The sequence below is a fragment of the Acidocella sp. genome (assembly GCF_027352905.1).
In the GTDB taxonomy this organism is placed as follows: Bacteria; Pseudomonadota; Alphaproteobacteria; order Acetobacterales; family Acetobacteraceae; genus Acidocella.
On record NZ_DAIEIF010000013.1, the window covers coordinates 110,274 to 128,054 of the forward strand.

At 69.2% G+C, this 17,781-nt stretch carries 18 protein-coding genes; 6 read left to right on the plus strand and 12 right to left on the minus strand.

Annotation, left to right across the window (positions count from 1 at the left end; all coding sequences use genetic code 11):
* Window positions 1-5 precede the first annotated feature (5 nt).
* The 3 genes from M7H45_RS01580 to M7H45_RS01590 all read right to left on the minus strand — a co-directional run bounded on the left by M7H45_RS01580 (window position 6) and on the right by M7H45_RS01590 (window position 3,422).
* A complete protein-coding gene (locus tag M7H45_RS01580) occupies window positions 6-1,175 on the minus strand; it encodes an acyl-CoA dehydrogenase family protein (protein ID WP_298214035.1) in 1,170 nt (389 codons plus the stop codon).
* Window positions 1,172-2,602 (minus strand): MmgE/PrpD family protein, encoded by a 1,431-nt coding sequence (locus M7H45_RS01585; RefSeq protein ID WP_298214037.1) that lies wholly within the window; start codon window positions 2,600-2,602, stop codon window positions 1,172-1,174. The genes M7H45_RS01580 and M7H45_RS01585 overlap by 4 nt, the downstream gene beginning before the upstream one ends.
* Window positions 2,603-2,669: 67 nt before the next feature.
* Window positions 2,670-3,422, minus strand: coding sequence for a GntR family transcriptional regulator (locus tag M7H45_RS01590; protein ID WP_298214039.1), 753 nt, complete (start codon window positions 3,420-3,422; stop codon window positions 2,670-2,672).
* 97 nt (window positions 3,423-3,519) lie between these two features.
* On the opposite strand from M7H45_RS01590, the gene M7H45_RS01595 reads away from it, so the two are divergent.
* Complete coding sequence (locus M7H45_RS01595; RefSeq protein ID WP_298214041.1) at window positions 3,520-4,038, plus strand: MaoC family dehydratase; 519 nt, start codon at window positions 3,520-3,522, stop codon at window positions 4,036-4,038.
* An 86-nt stretch (window positions 4,039-4,124) separates the two neighbouring features.
* Here M7H45_RS01595 and M7H45_RS01600 read toward each other — a convergent pair whose 3' ends face one another.
* Together M7H45_RS01600 and cysS are read right to left on the minus strand one after the other, a co-directional pair.
* A complete protein-coding gene (locus M7H45_RS01600) occupies window positions 4,125-4,898 on the minus strand; it encodes an RNA methyltransferase (RefSeq protein ID WP_298214043.1) in 774 nt (257 codons plus the stop codon).
* On the minus strand, window positions 4,895-6,241 hold the full coding sequence (gene cysS, locus M7H45_RS01605) for a cysteine--tRNA ligase (RefSeq protein ID WP_298214045.1): 1,347 nt from the start codon (window positions 6,239-6,241) through the stop codon (window positions 4,895-4,897). The genes M7H45_RS01600 and cysS overlap by 4 nt, the downstream gene beginning before the upstream one ends.
* A 79-nt stretch (window positions 6,242-6,320) precedes the next feature.
* Between cysS and M7H45_RS01610 the strand changes: the two genes are divergently transcribed.
* The 4 genes from M7H45_RS01610 to murA are packed head-to-tail and all read left to right on the plus strand — an operon-like array spanning window position 6,321 to window position 9,727.
* On the plus strand, window positions 6,321-7,721 hold the full coding sequence (locus M7H45_RS01610) for a dipeptidase (protein WP_298214047.1): 1,401 nt from the start codon (window positions 6,321-6,323) through the stop codon (window positions 7,719-7,721).
* Window positions 7,722-7,748: 27 nt separating this feature from the next.
* Complete coding sequence (locus M7H45_RS01615) at window positions 7,749-7,916, plus strand: hypothetical protein (RefSeq protein ID WP_298214049.1); 168 nt, start codon at window positions 7,749-7,751, stop codon at window positions 7,914-7,916.
* Window positions 7,907-8,461: a dCTP deaminase gene (gene dcd / locus M7H45_RS01620; protein ID WP_298214051.1), complete on the plus strand. Its 555-nt coding sequence runs from the start codon at window positions 7,907-7,909 to the stop codon at window positions 8,459-8,461. The genes M7H45_RS01615 and dcd overlap by 10 nt, the downstream gene beginning before the upstream one ends.
* 9 nt (window positions 8,462-8,470) lie before the next feature.
* Window positions 8,471-9,727, plus strand: a complete 1,257-nt coding sequence (murA, locus tag M7H45_RS01625; protein WP_298214053.1) for a UDP-N-acetylglucosamine 1-carboxyvinyltransferase — start codon at window positions 8,471-8,473, stop codon at window positions 9,725-9,727.
* Here murA and M7H45_RS01630 read toward each other — a convergent pair.
* From M7H45_RS01630 to M7H45_RS01655, 6 genes are all read right to left on the minus strand, one after another.
* Entirely contained in the window at window positions 9,724-10,584 is an 861-nt protein-coding gene (locus M7H45_RS01630) for a CopD family protein (RefSeq protein WP_298214055.1), read from the minus strand. The two genes, murA and M7H45_RS01630, sit on opposite strands and share 4 nt — an antisense overlap.
* A 4-nt stretch (window positions 10,585-10,588) precedes the next feature.
* On the minus strand, window positions 10,589-10,951 hold the full coding sequence (locus tag M7H45_RS01635) for a copper resistance CopC family protein (RefSeq protein ID WP_298214057.1): 363 nt from the start codon (window positions 10,949-10,951) through the stop codon (window positions 10,589-10,591).
* Between the two features lie 75 nt (window positions 10,952-11,026).
* Window positions 11,027-11,590 carry a DUF3035 domain-containing protein gene (locus M7H45_RS01640; protein WP_298214059.1) on the minus strand — a complete coding sequence of 188 codons (564 nt, stop codon included), beginning with the start codon at window positions 11,588-11,590 and terminating at the stop codon, window positions 11,027-11,029.
* A 9-nt stretch (window positions 11,591-11,599) separates the two neighbouring features.
* Window positions 11,600-12,088 (minus strand): signal peptidase II, encoded by a 489-nt coding sequence (lspA, locus tag M7H45_RS01645; RefSeq protein WP_298214061.1) that lies wholly within the window; start codon window positions 12,086-12,088, stop codon window positions 11,600-11,602.
* Window positions 12,088-14,850: an isoleucine--tRNA ligase gene (ileS, locus tag M7H45_RS01650; RefSeq protein WP_298214063.1), complete on the minus strand. Its 2,763-nt coding sequence runs from the start codon at window positions 14,848-14,850 to the stop codon at window positions 12,088-12,090. Before ileS ends, lspA begins: the two co-directional genes overlap by 1 nt.
* Before the next feature lie 122 nt (window positions 14,851-14,972).
* On the minus strand, window positions 14,973-15,908 hold the full coding sequence (locus M7H45_RS01655) for a bifunctional riboflavin kinase/FAD synthetase (RefSeq protein WP_298214065.1): 936 nt from the start codon (window positions 15,906-15,908) through the stop codon (window positions 14,973-14,975).
* Window positions 15,909-15,987: 79 nt separating this feature from the next.
* Here M7H45_RS01655 and M7H45_RS01660 point away from each other — a divergent pair, with 79 nt between their 5' ends.
* Entirely contained in the window at window positions 15,988-17,151 is a 1,164-nt protein-coding gene (locus M7H45_RS01660) for a DUF2125 domain-containing protein (RefSeq protein WP_298214067.1), read from the plus strand.
* Here M7H45_RS01660 and M7H45_RS01665 read toward each other — a convergent pair.
* On the minus strand, window positions 17,143-17,763 hold the full coding sequence (locus M7H45_RS01665; protein WP_298214069.1) for a phospholipid-binding protein MlaC: 621 nt from the start codon (window positions 17,761-17,763) through the stop codon (window positions 17,143-17,145). The two genes, M7H45_RS01660 and M7H45_RS01665, sit on opposite strands and share 9 nt — an antisense overlap.
* Window positions 17,764-17,781 lie beyond the last annotated feature (18 nt).

The following is a 17,781-nucleotide window of genomic DNA, read 5'->3' on the forward strand; positions in this document are numbered from 1 at the left end:
GCGCGTCAGGCCGGGTTCCGCTCGACCAGCTGACGGGCGATGATCAGGCGCTGCAACTCGTTCGTCCCCTCGCCGATCACCAGCAGCGGCGCGTCACGGTAGAGCCGTTCGACGTTGAATTCCTTCGAATAGCCGTAACCGCCATGGATGCGCATGGATTCGAGCGAGCAGAACACCGCCGCCTCGGTGGCGAAGAGCTTGGCCATGCCCGCCTCCATGTCGCAGCGCTCGCCCCGGTCATAGGCGGCGGCGGCCTCCGCCACCAGCAGGCGGCTCGCCTGCACGCGGGTCGCGATATCGGCGAGCTTGATCTGGATCGCCTGATGCTCGCAGATCGGCTTGCCGAAGGTATGGCGCGCCTGGGAATAGGCGAGCGCCTCGTCCAGCGCCGCCTGCGCTACCCCCACCCCGCGGGCCGCCACGTTGATACGGCCCAGCTCCAACCCGCCCAGTGCGTGCTGCAGGCCGCGCCCCTCCACCCCGCCGATGAGCCGGGCGGCGGGGATGCGGTAATCCTGGAACACCAGCTCCGCCGAATCGATGCCCTTATAGCCGAGCTTTTCCAGCTTGCGGCTCACCGAAAATCCCGGCCCCTTCTCGGCCAGGAACAGGCTCATGCCGCGGTGGCGCGGCGTCGCCTGCGGGTCGGTCTTCACCAGCAGGGCGAAGCATTGCCCTTCGATGCCGTTGGAGATCCAGGTCTTGGTGCCGTTGATGACGTAATGCTCGCCCTCCCGCCTCGCCGTGGTGCGCACGGCCTGCAGGTCGGTGCCGCAATCCGGCTCGGTCAAGGCGAGCCCGCCCCGCAACTCGCCGGTGGCGAAGCGCGGCAGAAATTCCCGCTTCTGCTCCGGTGTGCCGAAGCGCCGCACCGCCGAGGCCATGATGAGATGGGAATTGATGATGCCGCTCAGCGACATCCACACCCGCGAAATCCGCTCGATGATGCGCGAATAGGTGCGGCAGGACAGGCCGAGCCCGCCATATTCGGCGGGAATGATGGCGCCGAACAGGCCGAGCGCCTTCATCTTCTCCACGATCTCCGCCGGGTAGATGTCGTCATGCTCCAGCCGGCGCACATCCGGCTTCACGTCGCGTTCCAAAAAGCGGTCCACGCTGTCCAGGATCATCGCCTCCGCGTCGCCCGGCGCGGTCTCCACGGCATCAACCATCATTTCAGCCCCAGTAAATCGTCGATCTCGCGCAAATCCCCCGCCGCCGCCAGATCGAGTATGGCGGCGCGGATGCGCTCCACCCGGGCGGCGGATGCGGCGCGGGCCGCGTTGTCGCGGTATTTGGCGAGGATATCCTCATCGGAGAGCGGGCGCTCGCCACAGCCGCGGTTGCGGTGCTCGCGCTGGCGGCGCGTCGTCCCGTCTTCCATCTCCACGATCACCTCGCCCGAATAATAGGCGGGAAAGCCCGAGCCGGGATCGATCTCGTAATCCACCCGGTCGGCCAAGGCGAGAATGGCGGGGTCGGTGATCGCCTCGGCGCTGAGTTCGTTGAGGGAGAAGCGCCCGCGCAGCAGGGCGGCGGCGACGATGAAGGGGATGGAGAATTGCGCGTCATAGGCATTGGCTGGGCGGCGCTTATTCGCCACCGGCTCGCACACCGTCTTCACCACCTCGGCCGGGATCAGCGCCCGCACGCGGCGGATGCGCGCCGGGTCCAGCCCCGCCGCCCGCAGGGCGATGGCGGCATCGGCGCAGGCATGGGTGAAATGGCAGGCGGGGAAGGGCTTGACCCCCACATCCATGATCTCCCACACCGAGCCGAGACCCTGGGTGGCGAGAGCCAGCGCCTCCGGCTCGTAATGGGCCTGTAAATGGCTCGCATAGAGGCCGAAGCGCCCCTCATAGGCGCGCTTGGCGCCCTCGAAGCCTTGCCGGGCGAGGGCGGCGGCGGTGATGCCGGCATTGGCCGCCCAGCCGGGGTGCAGGCGCTTGTTCCACGCCCCATCCTCCAGAAACTCCATGCTTCCCGCCCCCAGGGAGAGCACGATGCCCTGCGCCAGGGTCAGCTGCGCGGCGGTCAGCTCCATCAGCTTGCCCGCCGCCAGGGCGCAGGCAAAGGCGCCGATCAGCCCGGTGGGATGGAAGCCGACCTGATGAAACCCGCCCTTGGCGACGGCGCCGAGCCGCCCCGCCACCTCCATGCCCGCCACATAGGCGGTCAACGCCTCGCGCCCGCTCGCCCTTTGCCGGGCGCCCACGGCCAGCACGGTTGGCCACAGGCTCGCCGTGGCATGGATCACGCCGCGCATATGCGTGTCGTCGTAATCGAGGCCGTGGATCAGCAAACCGTTCACCACCGCCGCGTCGCGCATCGGCAGCCGGTCGGGGAAGCCGATCACGGCGGCCTCGCCAGGCCCCGCCAGCCCGCGCATCGCCGTCAGCGTGCGCTGGGCGAAATCGAAGCCGGTGGAGGCGAGGGCTATGCCGGTGCCGTCCAGAATCAGATGCGCCGCCCGCCGCGTCACCGCCTCCGGCAAGGCGGCGAAGGCGAGGTCATGGGTGAAGGCCGCCAGCTCCTGGGAGACGAGACGCCTCTGCCCGGCTTGGGCCTCCGTCCCGGGCTGGGCGTCGCTCAGCATGTCCATAATGGTTCCTCCGCCCGCGCCGGGCTGCTGATTTATCCGGACAAATTGATCCCGCCCGGCGGGGCTGTCAAGCCGTTGCCGCGCCGCGCCGCAGGGTCAGCGAATAGCTGAACCGCTCGGCGGGGTGGAGATTGAAGGCGATCTCGGCCAGCCGCCCAGTGGCGAGGCGGTAGGCGCGGCGGATCTCGATGGCGGCCCCGCCCGGCTTGGCCGCGAGGCCCGCCGCCGCCGCGGCGGGCAGCGCCGCCCCCCGCAAGGTCTGCTCGATCTCGGTGACCCGCTCCCCATACATCTCCTCGATCAAGGCATAGACCGGGCCGGGGCGCTGCCCCAGCGCATCCCCCACCCGGCCATAATCGGCATGCACGAACACCTCGGTCCAGCAGATCGGCAGCGTCACGTCCGGGGCGTAGCGGAACCCTTCCACCCGCAGCCAGCGTGTGCCGGGCGGGCAATCCAGCCGCTCGGCCAACCCGCCCTGGGCGATGACGAACCGGCTCGATCCGGCCTCGTAGCGGGTCTCGGTCGCGTATTGCAGCAACTCCTCCACCGAGGCGACGTCATGCACGTAGAGCGGCGGCTCGGCCCGGGGCGCCACCATGCTTCCCGCCCCCTGGCGGGAGGTCACCAGCCTCTCCTCGCGCAGCCGCCGCAGCGCCTCGCGCACCGTGTGGCGGCTCACGCCGAAGCGGCGGCACAGCCCCTCCTCGGTCGGCAGCCGCGCCCCCGGCGGCAGCGCGCCGGTGAGAATCTCGCGCCGCAGCGCCTCCACCACCCGGCGGTAGAGCGGCGCCGCCGCCGCCTCCAGCTCGCTGCTCATGCGGCCCTCCTTGACGCCTCCGGTGGCGGGATTTACTGGGTTTGTCCGCACAAATCCACCCGGGCGGCGCGCCGCCGCCCCCAAGAGGAGCGAAGCCATGGTCGCCACCGCCAAACCCATAGCCCCCCAACGCTACCGGGAGAGCTATGGCCGCGAATACGAGGATTTCGAGGTGGGCGACGTGTATGAGCACCGCCCCGGCCGCACGATCAGCGAGACCGACAACACCTGGTTCACCCTGCTGACCATGAACGGCCATCCGCTGCATTTCGACGCCGCCTACGCCGCCCACTCGGAATTCGGGCGGGTGGTGGTCAATTCCTGCCTTACCCTTTCCATCGTCGCGGGCATGAGCGTCAGCGATGTCAGCCAGAAGGCCATCGCCAATCTCGGCTGGACCGATATCCGCCTCACCGCCCCGGTTTTCGTGGGCGACACGCTTTATGCGGAGTCGGAGGTGCTGGCCAAGCGGGATTCGGCCAAGCGGCCCCATCAGGGGGTGGTGAGCATCCGCACCACCGGCCGCAAGGCCGATGGCACGGTGTTCATGTCCTTCGAGCGCACCGTGCTGGTGCCCAAGCGCGGCTTCTCGGTGGACGACAAGGCGGAATACTGACGGTCCTCAGCCCGCGCGTGAGCGGGGCGGGTAACTCCCCAACGATTGCCGGGCCAGCATCCAGCCCGCATATTCCGGCAGGGGCTTCACTCCCCGCGCCGCCCGCGCGCGAGTTCCGTTATCACCCCGTGCAGCGTGTTGAGTTCCTGGCGCGTCACCTCGCCGCGCTGGAAAAAATGGCGGAGATTGCGCACCATGCCGGGCCGTTTCTGCGGGTTGCGCAGAAAGCCGCTCTCATCGCAGGCGCGGATGAGATGGGCCATGAACCGGTCGAGCTCGCCCTTGGTGGCCGGGGCGGTCTCGTTTACCTGCAAGGCGCGCGGCGGCGGCTCAGGCGCGCGCGCCAGCCACCATTCATAGCCCAGCACCATCACCGCCTGGGCGAGGTTGAGCGACATGAAATCCGGGTTGAGATCGTAGCGGATCAGGCTGTCCGCATGGGCGATGTCATCATTATCCAGCCCGGTGCGCTCCGGGCCGAACAGCACCCCGGCCTTTAGCCCCCGCGCCCCGATGGCGATGATCTCATTCGCCCCGCCCCGCGCGGTGAGCACCGGCTTGATGATATGGCGCGGGCGCGGGCAGGTGGCGAAGACCCGGTGCAGATCCGCCACCGCCTCCCCGACGCTCTCAAACACCTTGGCGTTATCCAGAATGCGATGCGCGCCCGATCCGGTGATCCAGGCGCGCGGCAGCGGCCAGCCGTCGCGCGGGCCGACGAGGCGCAGATGGTACAGCCCGGTATTGCCCATCGCCCGCGCCACCGCGCCGATATTCTCCGCCATTTGCGGCCGCACGAGAATCACCACCGGGGAAGGGTCGCGCGGCGTCAGCTCCGCCCCGCCCTGGCGGCCGGTCATAGCTTACGCAACGTGTAGGCCCCGCCCGGCCCGTCTTCTATGACCACACCCAGCCTGGCGATCTCGTCCCGGAGACGGTCGGATTCCGCGAAATTCCTCGCCGCCCGCGCGGCCACGCGCGCCTCCGCCAGGGCCTGAACCTCAATGGGAAGCCCGCCCCGGAACCATTCCTCCGGCGAGGCGTTGAAAAGGCCGAGCAGCCCGCCCGCCGCGCGCAGCGCCCGCGCCGCCGCCGCCTCGCCGGCCAGGGCCTTGTCCGCCAGGGCATGCAGCCCGGCGATCGCCCCCGGCGTGTTGAGGTCGTCGAGCAGCGGCGCCATCACCTCCGGCGGCAATTCCTCCTCCGCCCCGGCCTGGGGGTGGGCCTCAAGCGCCCGGTAGAACCGGTCCAGCTCCTTGCGCGCCTCGGCCAGGGCGGCATCGCTGAAATCGAGCGGCGAGCGGTAATGCGCGCGCATCAGCATGAAGCGCACCGCCTCGCCGGGCGCCTTGGCCAGCACGTCGTGCAGCACGAGAAAATTGCCGAGCGATTTGCTCATCTTCTCGCCATTGACCAGCAGCATGCGGTTATGCACCCAGACATTGGCGAAGCGCGAGCCGGGAAAGGCGCAGCAGCTCTGGGCGATCTCGTTCTCATGATGCGGAAAGATCAGATCGTCGCCGCCGCCGTGAATGTCGAAATCCGTGCCGAGATGCTTCCACGACATCGCCGAGCATTCGATATGCCAGCCCGGCCGCCCCCGCCCCCAGGGGCACTCCCAGCCCGGCAGGTCGGGGGTGGAGGGTTTCCACAGCACGAAATCCCCCGGCTCGCGCTTATAGGGCGCCACATCCACCCTGGCCCCGGCCAGCAATTCATCCGGCGTGCGGCCCGAGAATTTGCCGTAATCCGGGTCGGAGGCGACGGAGAACAGCACATGCCCCTCCGCCTCATAGGCGTGCCCGCCCGCGATCAACCGTTCGATCAGATTTATGATTTCGGGAATATGCCCGGTGGCGCGCGGCTCGATATCCGGCGGCAATGCGTAAAGTGCTGCCATATCCTCGTGATACCAGCGGATCGGTCCTTCCGTCACCTCGGCGATGGAGACGCCCCGCTCCCGGGCGCGGATGTTGATCTTGTCATCCACATCCGTGATGTTGCGCACATAGGTCACGCGCGGGTAGAGCCGCCGCAGCAGCCGCACCAGCACGTCGAACACCACCACGTTGCGGGCATTGCCGAGATGGGCGCGGTCATAGACCGTGGGGCCGCAGAGATAGACGCGCACATGGTCCGGGTCGAGCGGCAGAAAGCGCGCCTTGGCGCGGGTGCGGGTGTTGTACAGCGTCAACTGGGTCATGATGCGGCTGTTTTGGCCGGAATCGCCGCCAAATCAAGCCGGATTGATTTTTGCCCGGCCCCGGCGCCAGATGCGTGGCATGGATCAGGTTCTCGCCGCGGTGGACGCCGCCATCCCCGCCGCGCTGGAACGGCTTTTCGCCTTCCTGCGCATCCCCTCCATCAGCGCCCAGCCCGCCCACGCGCCGGATTGCCGCCGCGCCGCCCTGTGGGCGCGGGACGCTCTGGCGGAGATGGGCTTCAGCGCCCGGCTGGCGGAGACCAGCGGCCATCCCGCCGTCATCGCCAGCCATGAGGGGGCCGGGCCGGACGCCCCGCATGTGCTGTTCTACGGCCATTACGACGTCCAGCCCGCCGACCCGCTGGACTTATGGGAGACGGACCCGTTCGAGCCGCGCCTGGTGGAGGGGCCGCGCGGCAAGCGCATCGTCGCGCGCGGCGCGGTGGACGATAAAGGCCAGGTGGTGAGCTTCATGGAGGCCTGCCGGGCCCATCTCGCCGTCAAGGGCCGGCTGCCGGTGCGCCTCACCATCCTGCTGGAGGGCGAGGAGGAAAACGGCAGCCCCTCCCTGGACGAGCTGCTGACCCGCGAGCGCGAGGCCCTACGCGCCGATTTCGTGCTGGTTGCCGACACCAATATGTGGGATTTCGCCACCCCCGCCATCACCACCTCGCTGCGCGGCCTGGCGGCGATGGACGTGCGCGTGCATGGTCCCAGCCGCGATCTCCATTCCGGCCTGTTCGGCGGCATCGCCCTCAACCCCATCCATGTGCTGACGCGTGTGCTGGGCGAGCTGCGCGACGCTCAAGGCCGCATCCGCATCCCCGGCTTTTACGAGGGCGTGCAGCCGCCGCCGCCCGGAGAGCTCGCCGCCTGGGCGGCGCTGGGCTTCGACGCGGCGGCGTTTTTGGGCGAGGTCGGCCTGCGCCACCCGGCGGGGGAGGCGGACCAGCCGCCCCTGGCCCAGCTTTGGGCGCGGCCCACGGCGGAGGTGAACGGCATTTATGGCGGCTATCAGGGCGAGGGCAGCAAGACTGTCATCCCCGCCCACGCCACCGCCAAGCTCACTTTCCGGCTTGTCGCCGGGCAGGACCCGGCCCGGATTCAGGATGGCTTCGCGCAATTCGTCACGGCGGCGCTGCCGCCGGACGCGCGGGCCGAGTTCACCCGCGGTGGCGCCGCGCCCGGCTACCGCCTGCCCGAAGGAGCGCCCTTTCTCCGCGCCGCCCAGGCGGCGCTGGCGGCGGAGTTCGGCAAGCCGGCGGCGCTGATCGGCTCCGGCGCCTCCATCCCGGTGGTGGAGGCGTTCAAGACCCGGCTGGGGCTGGACACGCTTCTCGCCGGGTTCGGGCTGGATGACGACCGCATCCACGCCCCCAACGAGAAATTCGAGCTGGCCTGCTTCCACCGGGGCGCCCGCGCCCATGCGCGCCTGCTCGCCGGCTTCGCCGCCAGGGCTGATCGCGTCCCGCCCCCTTGACGCCACGGCCCGGAGGCGGCTTGAACCATGGCCATGGAAACCCGCCCGCCGCCCGCCGCCAAACCCGGGGCCGAGCCCGCCCGACAGACGCGCGAGGAGGCGGAGGCCGCCGCCCTGCGCGCCAATCTCGCCCGGCGCAAGGCCCAGGCCCGCGCCAAGGCCGCCCCGGCCAAGGAAGCTCCAAAATGCCCGTGATGCCCGATCGCTGGATTCGCGAACAGGCGCGCGAGGCGCGGATGATCGAACCCTTCGTCGAGAGCCAGAAGCGCGACGGCGTCATCTCCTATGGGCTTTCCTCCTATGGCTATGACGCGCGCTGCTCCGACCAGTTCAAGGTTTTCACCAATGTCGATTCGGCGGTGGTGGACCCCAAGGCCTTCAACCAAGCGAGTTTCGTGGACCGCGCCGGCCCGGTCTGCATCATCCCGCCCAACAGCTTCGCCCTCACTCATACGGTGGAATATTTCCGTATCCCGCGCGACGTGCTGGTAATCTGCCTCGGCAAATCGACCTATGCGCGCTGCGGCATCATCGTCAACGTCACCCCGCTGGAGCCGGAATGGGAGGGCCAGGTGACGATCGAGATTTCCAACACCACCCCCCTGCCAGCGAAAATCTATGCGGGGGAGGGCATCTGCCAGTTCCTCTTCCTGCGCGGCGATGGCCCGTGCGAAATCTCCTATGCCGACAAGGCGGGCAAATATATGGGCCAGCGCGGCGTCGCGCTGCCGAGGATGTAAAACCGTTTCATGGATTCGATTCGCATTACCGGCGGCGTGCCGCTTTCCGGCCGCATCGCCATTTCCGGCGCCAAGAACGCCGCCCTGCCGCTGATGGCCTGCGGCCTGCTCACCGATGAGCCGCTCCGTCTCTCCAACGTCGCCCGGCTCGCCGATCTCGCGACCATGGCCCAGCTTCTCGCTCAGCACGGCATCGAGGTGCGGGCGGAGGAGCGCGAGCTGAGCCTGGGCGGGCGCATCAGCAATACCGAGGCGCCTTACGAGATCGTCCGCAAGATGCGCGCCTCCATCCTGGTGCTGGGGCCGCTGCTCGCCCGCACCGGCGAGGCCCGGGTTTCTTTGCCCGGCGGCTGCGCCATCGGCACCCGCCCGGTCGATCTCCACCTCAAAGGGCTGGAGGCGATGGGGGCCAGGATCCGGCTGGAGGGCGGCTATGTCGAGGCGAGCGCGCCGCGCGGCCTGCGCGGGGTGGAGATCGTCTTTCCCTTCGTCTCGGTCGGCGCCACCGAGAATCTGCTGATGGCGGCGAGCCTGGCCGAGGGCCGCACCGTGCTCAAGAACGCGGCCCGCGAGCCGGAGATCACCGATCTAGCCAAATGCCTGATCGCCATGGGGGCGCGGATCGAGGGGCTGGAGACCGACACGCTGACCATCGAGGGGGTGAAAGCCCTGCACGGCGCGGCGCATGACATTCTGCCGGACCGGATCGAGACCGGCACCTATGCCTGCGCCGCGGCCATCACCGGCGGCGATATCTTCCTGGAAAACGCCCGCGCGGCGGATCTCGGCGCGGTTCTCACCTCGCTGCGCGAGGCGGGGGTGGAGATCGCCGAGGCGGAGAACGGCTTTCGCGTGAGCCGCGCCAACGGGCTGCGCGGGGTGGATGTAACGACCGAGCCTTTCCCCGGCTTTCCCACCGACATGCAGGCGCAGTTCATGGCGCTGATGAGCGTGGCGGAGGGCGCCTCGCTGATCACCGAGAACATCTTCGAAAACCGGTTCATGCATGTGCCGGAGCTGGCGCGCATGGGGGCGCGGATCAATATCCAGGGCGCCTCCGCCATCGTCCGCGGCGCTGCCCACCTCACCGGCGCGCCGGTGATGGCCACCGATCTGCGCGCCTCCGTCTCGCTGGTGCTGGCCGGGCTGGCGGCGCGGGGGGAGACCACCATCTCGCGGGTCTATCATCTCGACCGGGGCTATGAGGCGGTGGAGGAGAAGCTGGCGGGCTGCGGCGCGCGGATCGAGCGGGTGGCGGCGGCTTAACCCATCCCCGCCATGGCGGGCGGGGCCAGCTGCATCAGCACCCCGGCGGCGAGAAGAGCCAGCACGCCCAGGGCGATCTCCCCGGCGATGGACCCCAGCAGCGCCGCGCGGCTTCGCGGCAGGGCCGGGGTGAGGCACAGGCGGTTGCGCCCGGCGAGGCCGAGCAGCCCGGCGAGTTGCGCCGCCTTGAAGAGGGCGGTTGCGCCGTAGGCCGTGGAAAGGAGCAACCGCGCCCGGCCGATGAGCAACCCGTATTGGGCCAGGGCGCTCAGCAGCAGAACCGCGACGCAGATGACGCCAAACCGGGAATAGCGCCGGGCCAGGCAGGCGGGCTGCGGGCTGGCCCGCAGCCCCAGCGCCAGCGTGGGCAGGGTGCCGAGCCAGCTGGCGGCGGCGCCGATATGAAGGAGGGAGAGGAGGAACAGGGCCGCCCCTTCCCCGCCGCCCATCGCCGCGCCATGGCCAAGGCCGGATTGCGCCAGCACCCCCGCGCCCGAGAGCGCGGCCGCGCCGCGCCAGCGCCGGGTTTGCGCCCCGGCCAGCGCGGCCAGCAGCAGCCCCATGCGCGCCAGGGTGAGCCAGCCGAAACGCGTCGCGGCGATGATCCGCGGCAGGGCGGCGAGAATGACGCCGGGCTTGCCCGTGCCGAGGATATAGGCGCTCTCCAGCCAGAACCAGCCTATCCCCGCCGCCAGGGCCAGGGCGAATCCGGCCCAGGCCAGGCGGCGCAAGCCGGGGGCGCGGCTGCCCGGCTCCAGCGCCGCGCAATAGAGGGCGGTACCGAAGACGCAAATATATCCGGCGAGATGCAGCCCCCGGCAAACGCCGCGCAGCAGCAGCCAGGCGGGGCCGTCCATGCCTTCAGCCGGAGACGGTGAAGCTGAAACTGCCGTGGGTCTTATGGCCGTCGGTGGAGAGGGCGTCCCATTTCACCGTGTATTTGCCCCCCATCTCGAAATGCAGCGGCACCGTGAGTTCATCGGCATGGCCCGGCACGGGGGCGGGCTTGGCCGTCTGCGCCTGCATGCCCATGGCATCCGCCACCGTCACGGCGCAGAATTGCGGCTGCACCTCCTCGGTGAAGGTGAGCAACAGGCGGGAGGTGCTGGCGGGCACCGACGCTCCGGCGGCGGGGTCCGATGATTTCAGATAGGCATGGGCCAGCGCGGCGGCGGGCGCGGCGGCCAGCATCAGCGCGGCGAGGAGGGCGGCGAAACAACGCATGGGCAACGCTCCTGTGGGGTGGACACGTTGCAGTCTTAGAGAAAACATTCCCGCGTGGGAAGCTTCTCCAGCGGATCAAAACAGGTTGAGGAAACGCTGCCAAAGCCCGGGGGGCTGGCTGCTCTCCTGCGGGGTGGAGCCGGCGGTGGCGGGCTGGCCCATGGCGGCGTTTTCCTGCAAGCGGCGCTGCTCGGCCGGGGCGTTCACCACCGCCGGGGCTGGCGGGGATTGGCCCATGAGGCTGCCGACGAACCCCGGCGAGCGGCTGGCCTCGGCCGCGTTCTGGTTGACCTGGGCGCGGATGTTGGGATCCGGCGCCGGGCCGGCCTGCTGGAGAAAGGCCTGGTCGGCGGGGCTGGAAGGCTGGCTGCTGGTGGCGGGCAGGGCGCTGGCCGGGGCGATGACCGCCGCCCCCTGCTGGGCGGCGTTCGCCTCCTGCGTGGGGGGCTGGCCGGGATTCGGTGGCGGCAGCTGGCCGAGCTCCGGCGGCAGGGAGAGGGGCGGCAGCGTGCCGACCTGATAGGCGTCGGGCGGGTTGGCCTCCATCCCGAAGGTTTTGCTCATATTGCTGCTGCATCCCGCCAATGCCGGGGCGAGCAGGAGAAGCGAGGGCATGGCGCGGACGCGGCGTGTGATCATATCGCCTTCCTATCCTTCCGCATGATCCGCGGCAACAGGCGCGCGGCGGCGCAGATTTTCGATCATCAACGCGATGACGCCGCAGACGATGGCGGCGTCGCCGATATTGAACACCCAGGGATAGGCGAGCGCGCCGAGATGGACATGGATGAAATCCACCACCGCGCCGAAGCGCAGCCGGTCGAGCACGTTGCCGGCCGCCCCGCCGATGATCGCGCCGAGGGCGACGGTGATCAGCCAGTCGCGCGTGCGCGCCATCCAGACCAGCAGGGCGATGACCACGGCGCTGGCGAGCAAGGCGAGCAGGATCTTGGCTCCCAGCCCGGCGAGCAGGCCGAAGGTGATGCCGTGATTCCACACCAGCACGAGGTCCAGGACCGGCGCGGGGGAGAGCACCCGGCCATCCTGCAAATGCCAGAGATGCAGCACGGCGAATTTGCTCGCCTGGTCGGCGAGCAGCACCAGCGCGGCGGTCAGCAGGCCGGTGAGACGCCGCATCAGCCGCCGATCTCCGCCACCGCCGCGCGGCAGCGCCGGCAGAGCGCGGGGTGGGCGGCATCCTCCCCGACCTCGGGCAACACCTTCCAGCAGCGTTCGCATTTATGGCCCTGGGCAAGCGTGGCGCCATCAGCGGCGCCGAAAGCCGCGGCGGAGGTGATGCAGATTTCCGCCCAGAACCCGGTATCCGCGCTCAAAGCCTTGGCCGCGGGCGAGAGGACGGCCTCGGCCTGGAGGGAGGAGCCGATTTCCTTGCTGGCGCGCATCACCTCGATGGCGCCCGTCACCCCGGCGCGGTGGGCGCGAATCTGGGCGAAGCGCGCCGCCAGCGCCTCATCCCGCCAGGAGTCCGGCACGGCCGGGAATAATTCGAGATGGACCGAGGCGCTGGGCCCGTGGCGGGCGATCCAGGCTTCCTCGGCGGTGAAGGGCAGGGCCGGGGCCAGCCAGGTGGCGAGGCAGCGGAACAACGTGTCGAGGAAGCTGCGGCAGGCGCGGCGCTTGGGGGCGGAGGGCGCGTCGCAATAGAGGCTGTCCTTGCGGATGTCGAAATAAAACGCCGAGAGGTCGGCGGCGCAGAAATGGTGGAGGGCGGGATAGACCCCGGTCCAGTCATGGCTTTCCACCGCCGCGCGCAGCCGCGCGTTCAATTCCCAGAGCCGGTGGAGCAGGAATCTCTCCAGCTCGGGATACTCCGCCTCGGCCAGGCGCTCGGCCTCGGTGAAGCCATCCAGCGAGCCGAGCAGCCAGCGGAGCGTGTTGCGCAGCCGCCGGTATAATTCCGCCTGCTGCTTGAGGATGTCCGGGCCGATGCGCAGATCCTCGGAAATATCCGAGTTCAGCACCCACAGGCGCAGGATATCCGCCCCGTATTTGTCGTTCACCTCCTGCGGCGCGGTGACGTTGCCGAGCGATTTGGACATTTTCCGCCCCTGCTCATCGAGCACGAAGCCATCCGTCACGATCGCCTTGAACGGCGCGCGCCCGCGCGTGCCCACCGCCTCCAGGAGCGAGGACTGGAACCAGCCGCGATGCTGGTCCGAGCCTTCCAGATAAATGTCGGCGGGCCAGGGCATGCCCCGCGCTTCCAGCACGAAGGCGTGGGTCGAGCCGGATTCGAACCAGACATCGACAACGTCGAAAATCTGCTCGTACTCCGCCGGGTCGCGCTCCGGGCCGAGAAAATCCCCGGCGGGGCGGGCGTACCAGGCATCGGCACCCTCCCGCGTGAAAATCTCCACCACGCGGCGCATCACCTCTGGGTCGCGCAGGGGCTCGTGGCTGCGCTTATCCACGAAGATGGCGATGGGCACGCCCCAGGCCCGCTGGCGGGAGATGCACCAATCCGGGCGGCTCTCGACCATCGCGCGGATGCGGTTGCGCCCGGCCTCCGGCACGAAGCGGGTCTCGTCGATGGCCGCCAGCGCCTTGGCGCGGATGCGGCTCTCGCCATCCATGCGGATGAACCATTGCGCGGTGGCGCGGTAGATGAGCGGCGCCTTGGAGCGCCAGCTATGCGGGTAGGGGTGGAGAAATTCCTCGCGGTGGAGGAGAGTGCCCGCCGCGGTCAGGGCCGCGCAGACCGGCTCCGCCGCCTTATAGACATGCACGCCGGCGAAAAGCGGCACGCCGGGGTAATAGGTGCCGTCATCCGCCACCGTGTCCGGCACCTCGATGCCATGGGCCTTGCAGACGGCGAAATCCTCCTCGCCATGGCCGGGCGCGGTATGGACGATGCCGGTGCCGGCCTCGGCGGTGACATGCTCGCCAAGCAGGGCGGGCACGGTGAAATCATAGCCCGGGGCGAGCCGGGCGAGGGGATGATGAAAGCGCTTGCCCGCCAGGTCGCGGCCGGGAAAGCGCCGCCCGGCGGCGTAACGGCTGATGCCGGTGGCGCGGGCGAAGGCATCCAGCAATTCGGCGGCGACGATCAGCCGCTCGCCGGGGATGGCGAGGCTGCCCGGCGCGATCTCCTCGACCGTGACGAGGCAATACTCCAGCTCCGCCCCCACCGCGAGGGCGCGGTTGCCGGGAATGGTCCAGGGGGTGGTGGTCCAGATCACCGCCGCCGCGCCGGCGAGATCGCCCTCCGCCGCCGGGAAGCGCACATAGATCGCCGTATCCTTCTTGTCGTGATACTCGACCTCCGCCTCGGCGAGGGCGGTTTTTTCCACCGGGCTCCACAGTACCGGACGCAGCCCGCGATAGAGCGCGCCGTTGAGAAGGAATTTGCCGATCTCCGCGGCGATCGCCGCCTCGGAGGCGAAATCCATGGTCGCGTAGCGGCTGGCCCAGTCCCCCGCCACGCCGAGGCGCTGGAATTCCTCGGTTTGCACCGTCATCCAATGCTGGGCGTACTCCCGGCACTGGCGGCGGAACTCGAGAACCGGCACCTGGTCCTTGTCCAGCTTCTTCGCCCGGTATTCCTCCTCGATCTTCCATTCGATCGGCAGGCCGTGGCAATCCCAGCCGGGAATGTAATCGGCGTCCCGGCCCGCCATCTGCTGGGCGCGGTTGATGACGTCCTTGTGAATCTTATTGAGCGCGTGGCCGATATGGAGATGGCCGTTGGCGTAGGGCGGGCCGTCATGCAGCACGAAAGGCGGGCGGCCCCGGGCGGCAGCGCGCAGCCGCGCCCAGAGATTCATCTCCGCCCAGCGGGCCAGCATCTCCGGCTCGCGCTTTGGCAAATCGCCCCGCATGGGAAATTCCGTGCGCGGCAGGAACACGGTGGATTTATAGTCGGTCAGCGTTTCGGTCATGGGGGAGGCTCACCTGGGCGGCGGAAAAGACGATACGGCGTGGAAGGCGCTGGGCGGCGCGAAACCCGTTTCAGGCCCGGGCAGGCGCTATAATTCGGAAAAACCGGCCGATCATGGGCCATTTATGCGGCGGGGCCCGGCAGGGCGTCAAGCGCGTGGCGGGCGGCGGCGGCGTCGCGGGCGATCTGCGCCTTAAGCGCCTCGAAGCTGGGAAATTTCTGCTCCTCGCGGAGAAAATGGCGAAGCCGCACGGCGATCTCCTGGCCGTAGAGATCCCCCGCGAAATCGAGGAAATGGACTTCGAGCCGGGATTCGGTGCCGCCCACGGTGGGGCGCAGCCCGATATTGGCGACGCCCTTGACCAGCGCGCCCCCCAGATGGGCGGTGACGGCGTAGACCCCGCGCTGCGGCTCCAGATGCCGCCCCAGCCTGATATTGGCGGTGGGAAAGCCGATGGTGCGGCCCCGCGCATCGCCATGCTCCACCACGCCCCGGATGGAATGGGGGCGGCCGAGGAGATCGGCGGCGCGCTCGGGATACCCCTCCTGCAGCAGGCGGCGGATGCGGGTGGAGGAGATCGGCCCCTCCGCATCCGTGACCGCCGGCACCACGCTCAGCCCCATCCCCAGCGTCTCCGCCCGCGCCGCCAGAAAGGCCACATCGCCCCCGCGCCGGTGGCCGAAGGCGAAATCCGCGCCGCAGGAGAGATGCGCCGCGCCGGCGCCCTGAAACAGCACCTCCTGCACGAAGGCCTCGGCGGTGAGATGGGCGAACGCGGCATCGAAGGGGATCTGGTAGAGGATGTCCACGCCGAGAGATTCGAGGATGGCGGCGCGCTCTGCCGCCAGGGTGAGACGGAAGGGCGGGTCCTGCGGGCGGAAGAATTCGCGGGGGTGCGGCTCGAAGGTGAGCACCGCGCGCGGCGCGTCGGGCCGGGCGGCGTGGGCGGCGCGCAGCACCGCCGCGTGGCCCTTATGCACCCCGTCGAAATTGCCCAGGGCGACGCTGGCGCCGCGCGCGGCGGCGGGCAGAGCGCGCCAATCCGTATAAATCTTCATGAGTCGGCACAAACTCCCACACTTGGCCGCGGGTCAAGGGTACGGCAGAAGGAGCGCGAAGAAATCGAAAGGATTGCGGATGCGGAGTGTCTTAAAGGGCCTGGCCGGGCTGATCCTGCTGGTGGTGGTGCTTTGGCTCGGCCTGTGGCTCTACGCCGAGATGCGGCTCAAGCAGCTGGTCTCGGCCCAGATCGCGCGGATCAATCAATCCGGCGCGGCGCAGGTGAGTTACGATAAGCTCACCGGCAGCCACAACCCCCTGGTCGCCGCCGTCACGCTGGTCAACCCGGTGTGGAGCGCCTCCCCGCCGGGGGCGGGCGGGACGCCCGGATTCAGGCTGGCCGCCGCCCGCCTCGGCGCGCATGTGGAGCTGTGGCATCCCTTTCTCCTGCATGTCGATCTGCCGCCCCGGCTCGATTTCGACGCGCAGGGCTTCATGGGCGCGCTCACCTTCGCCATGGCCGACGTGACCGAGCATTTGTCGCCCGGCGTTTGGGTGGGGAATGTTTCCAATCCGGTCACCGGCGGGGAGGCCCGTTTCGCCGCCATCAACCTGCTCGGCCTGGATTCGACCGGCAGCCTGCAAATCGCCCAGATCGACAGCCTGGCGGCGCGTGAGGACGTGGACGCCAAGGCCGGGCCGGACAAGACGGCGCTGGCGCTGGACTGGCAGGCGAACGGGGCGCGGCTCTCCACCCTCTTCGTCAAGCTGTTCAACGCGCCCTATAATGGCGAGATCGCGCATCTGGAAATGAAGGTCGCGCTGTCCGGGCCGCTCTTGCCGCCGCCGCCCGCGCCGCCTGGGGAAGAGGATAAAGCCCTGATCCGGCAATTGCACCAATGGGCGCTGGCGGGGGGCAATGGCCGCCTGGCGGTGAAGCTGACACTGGGGCCGAGCCAGATCCAGGCGGATGGGACGGTGAAATTCGACGCGCAGGCCCAGCCTTCCGGCACGGGCGACCTCACCGCCGACCATCTCGACCAGCTCAGCGCCACCCTGACCCAGGCCTGGCCGTTCATCACCCCTTGGGTCACCAATATTCAGGCGCGGCTCGCCCCCTATCTCAGCACCAGCCCGGCGGCGGGGCAGGTGCTGACCGCGCATGGCCGGTACGGCAGGGACGGGGTGTTTCTCAATGACCAGAGGATGGGGGATATGCCGCCGCTCGACTGGAACGGGCTTCTCACCCCGCCATCCGCCACCGTGGCGCCGGGCGATGGTTCCGGCGCCGCCTCACCCTGACTGGGCCGCGATCTTGTCGATCTGATTCTGCATGGCGGTGAGCAAGGCCGCGAACCGGCCGCCATTATCGTTGATCACCCCCGCATAGTCATTGCGGGTGGTGATGCGCAGGCTGGTGCCCGCCACGATCACGTCCACGATCTTGGGCTGGCCGCCCACATCCTCCACCACCCAGCCGACATCGGCGGGCTGCTTGTCGGGCGCGGTGACGGTGGTGTCCACCACCACGCCGTTGCCCTGCGGCGCGGTGCCGTTCACCTTGAAGCTCACGCCCTGATAGGCCTTGATCTGATAGGTGATGTTATAGGCGATGAGCTGGCGGAACAGGCTGTGGAATTGCTGTTTCTGCTCGGGCGTGGCGATGTTGATGTAGCGCCCCAATACGTAATCCCCGACCTGATCCACCGCGACGACCTGGTTGACGAGATCGCGCAGGGCGTTGGCCTTCTGGCTTTGCGAGCCGGGACCGTTGACGATGGCGACCAGCCGGTCCCCCGCCTGCTGGATGAAGGCCCTGGCCTGATCGGGGGGCAGGGCGAAGGCCGCGCCGGGCAGGGCGGTGAGCAAAGGCACGGAGGCGAGGGCGCCGAGAACGAAACGGCGGAGAAACATGGGCATATCCTTGCGGCT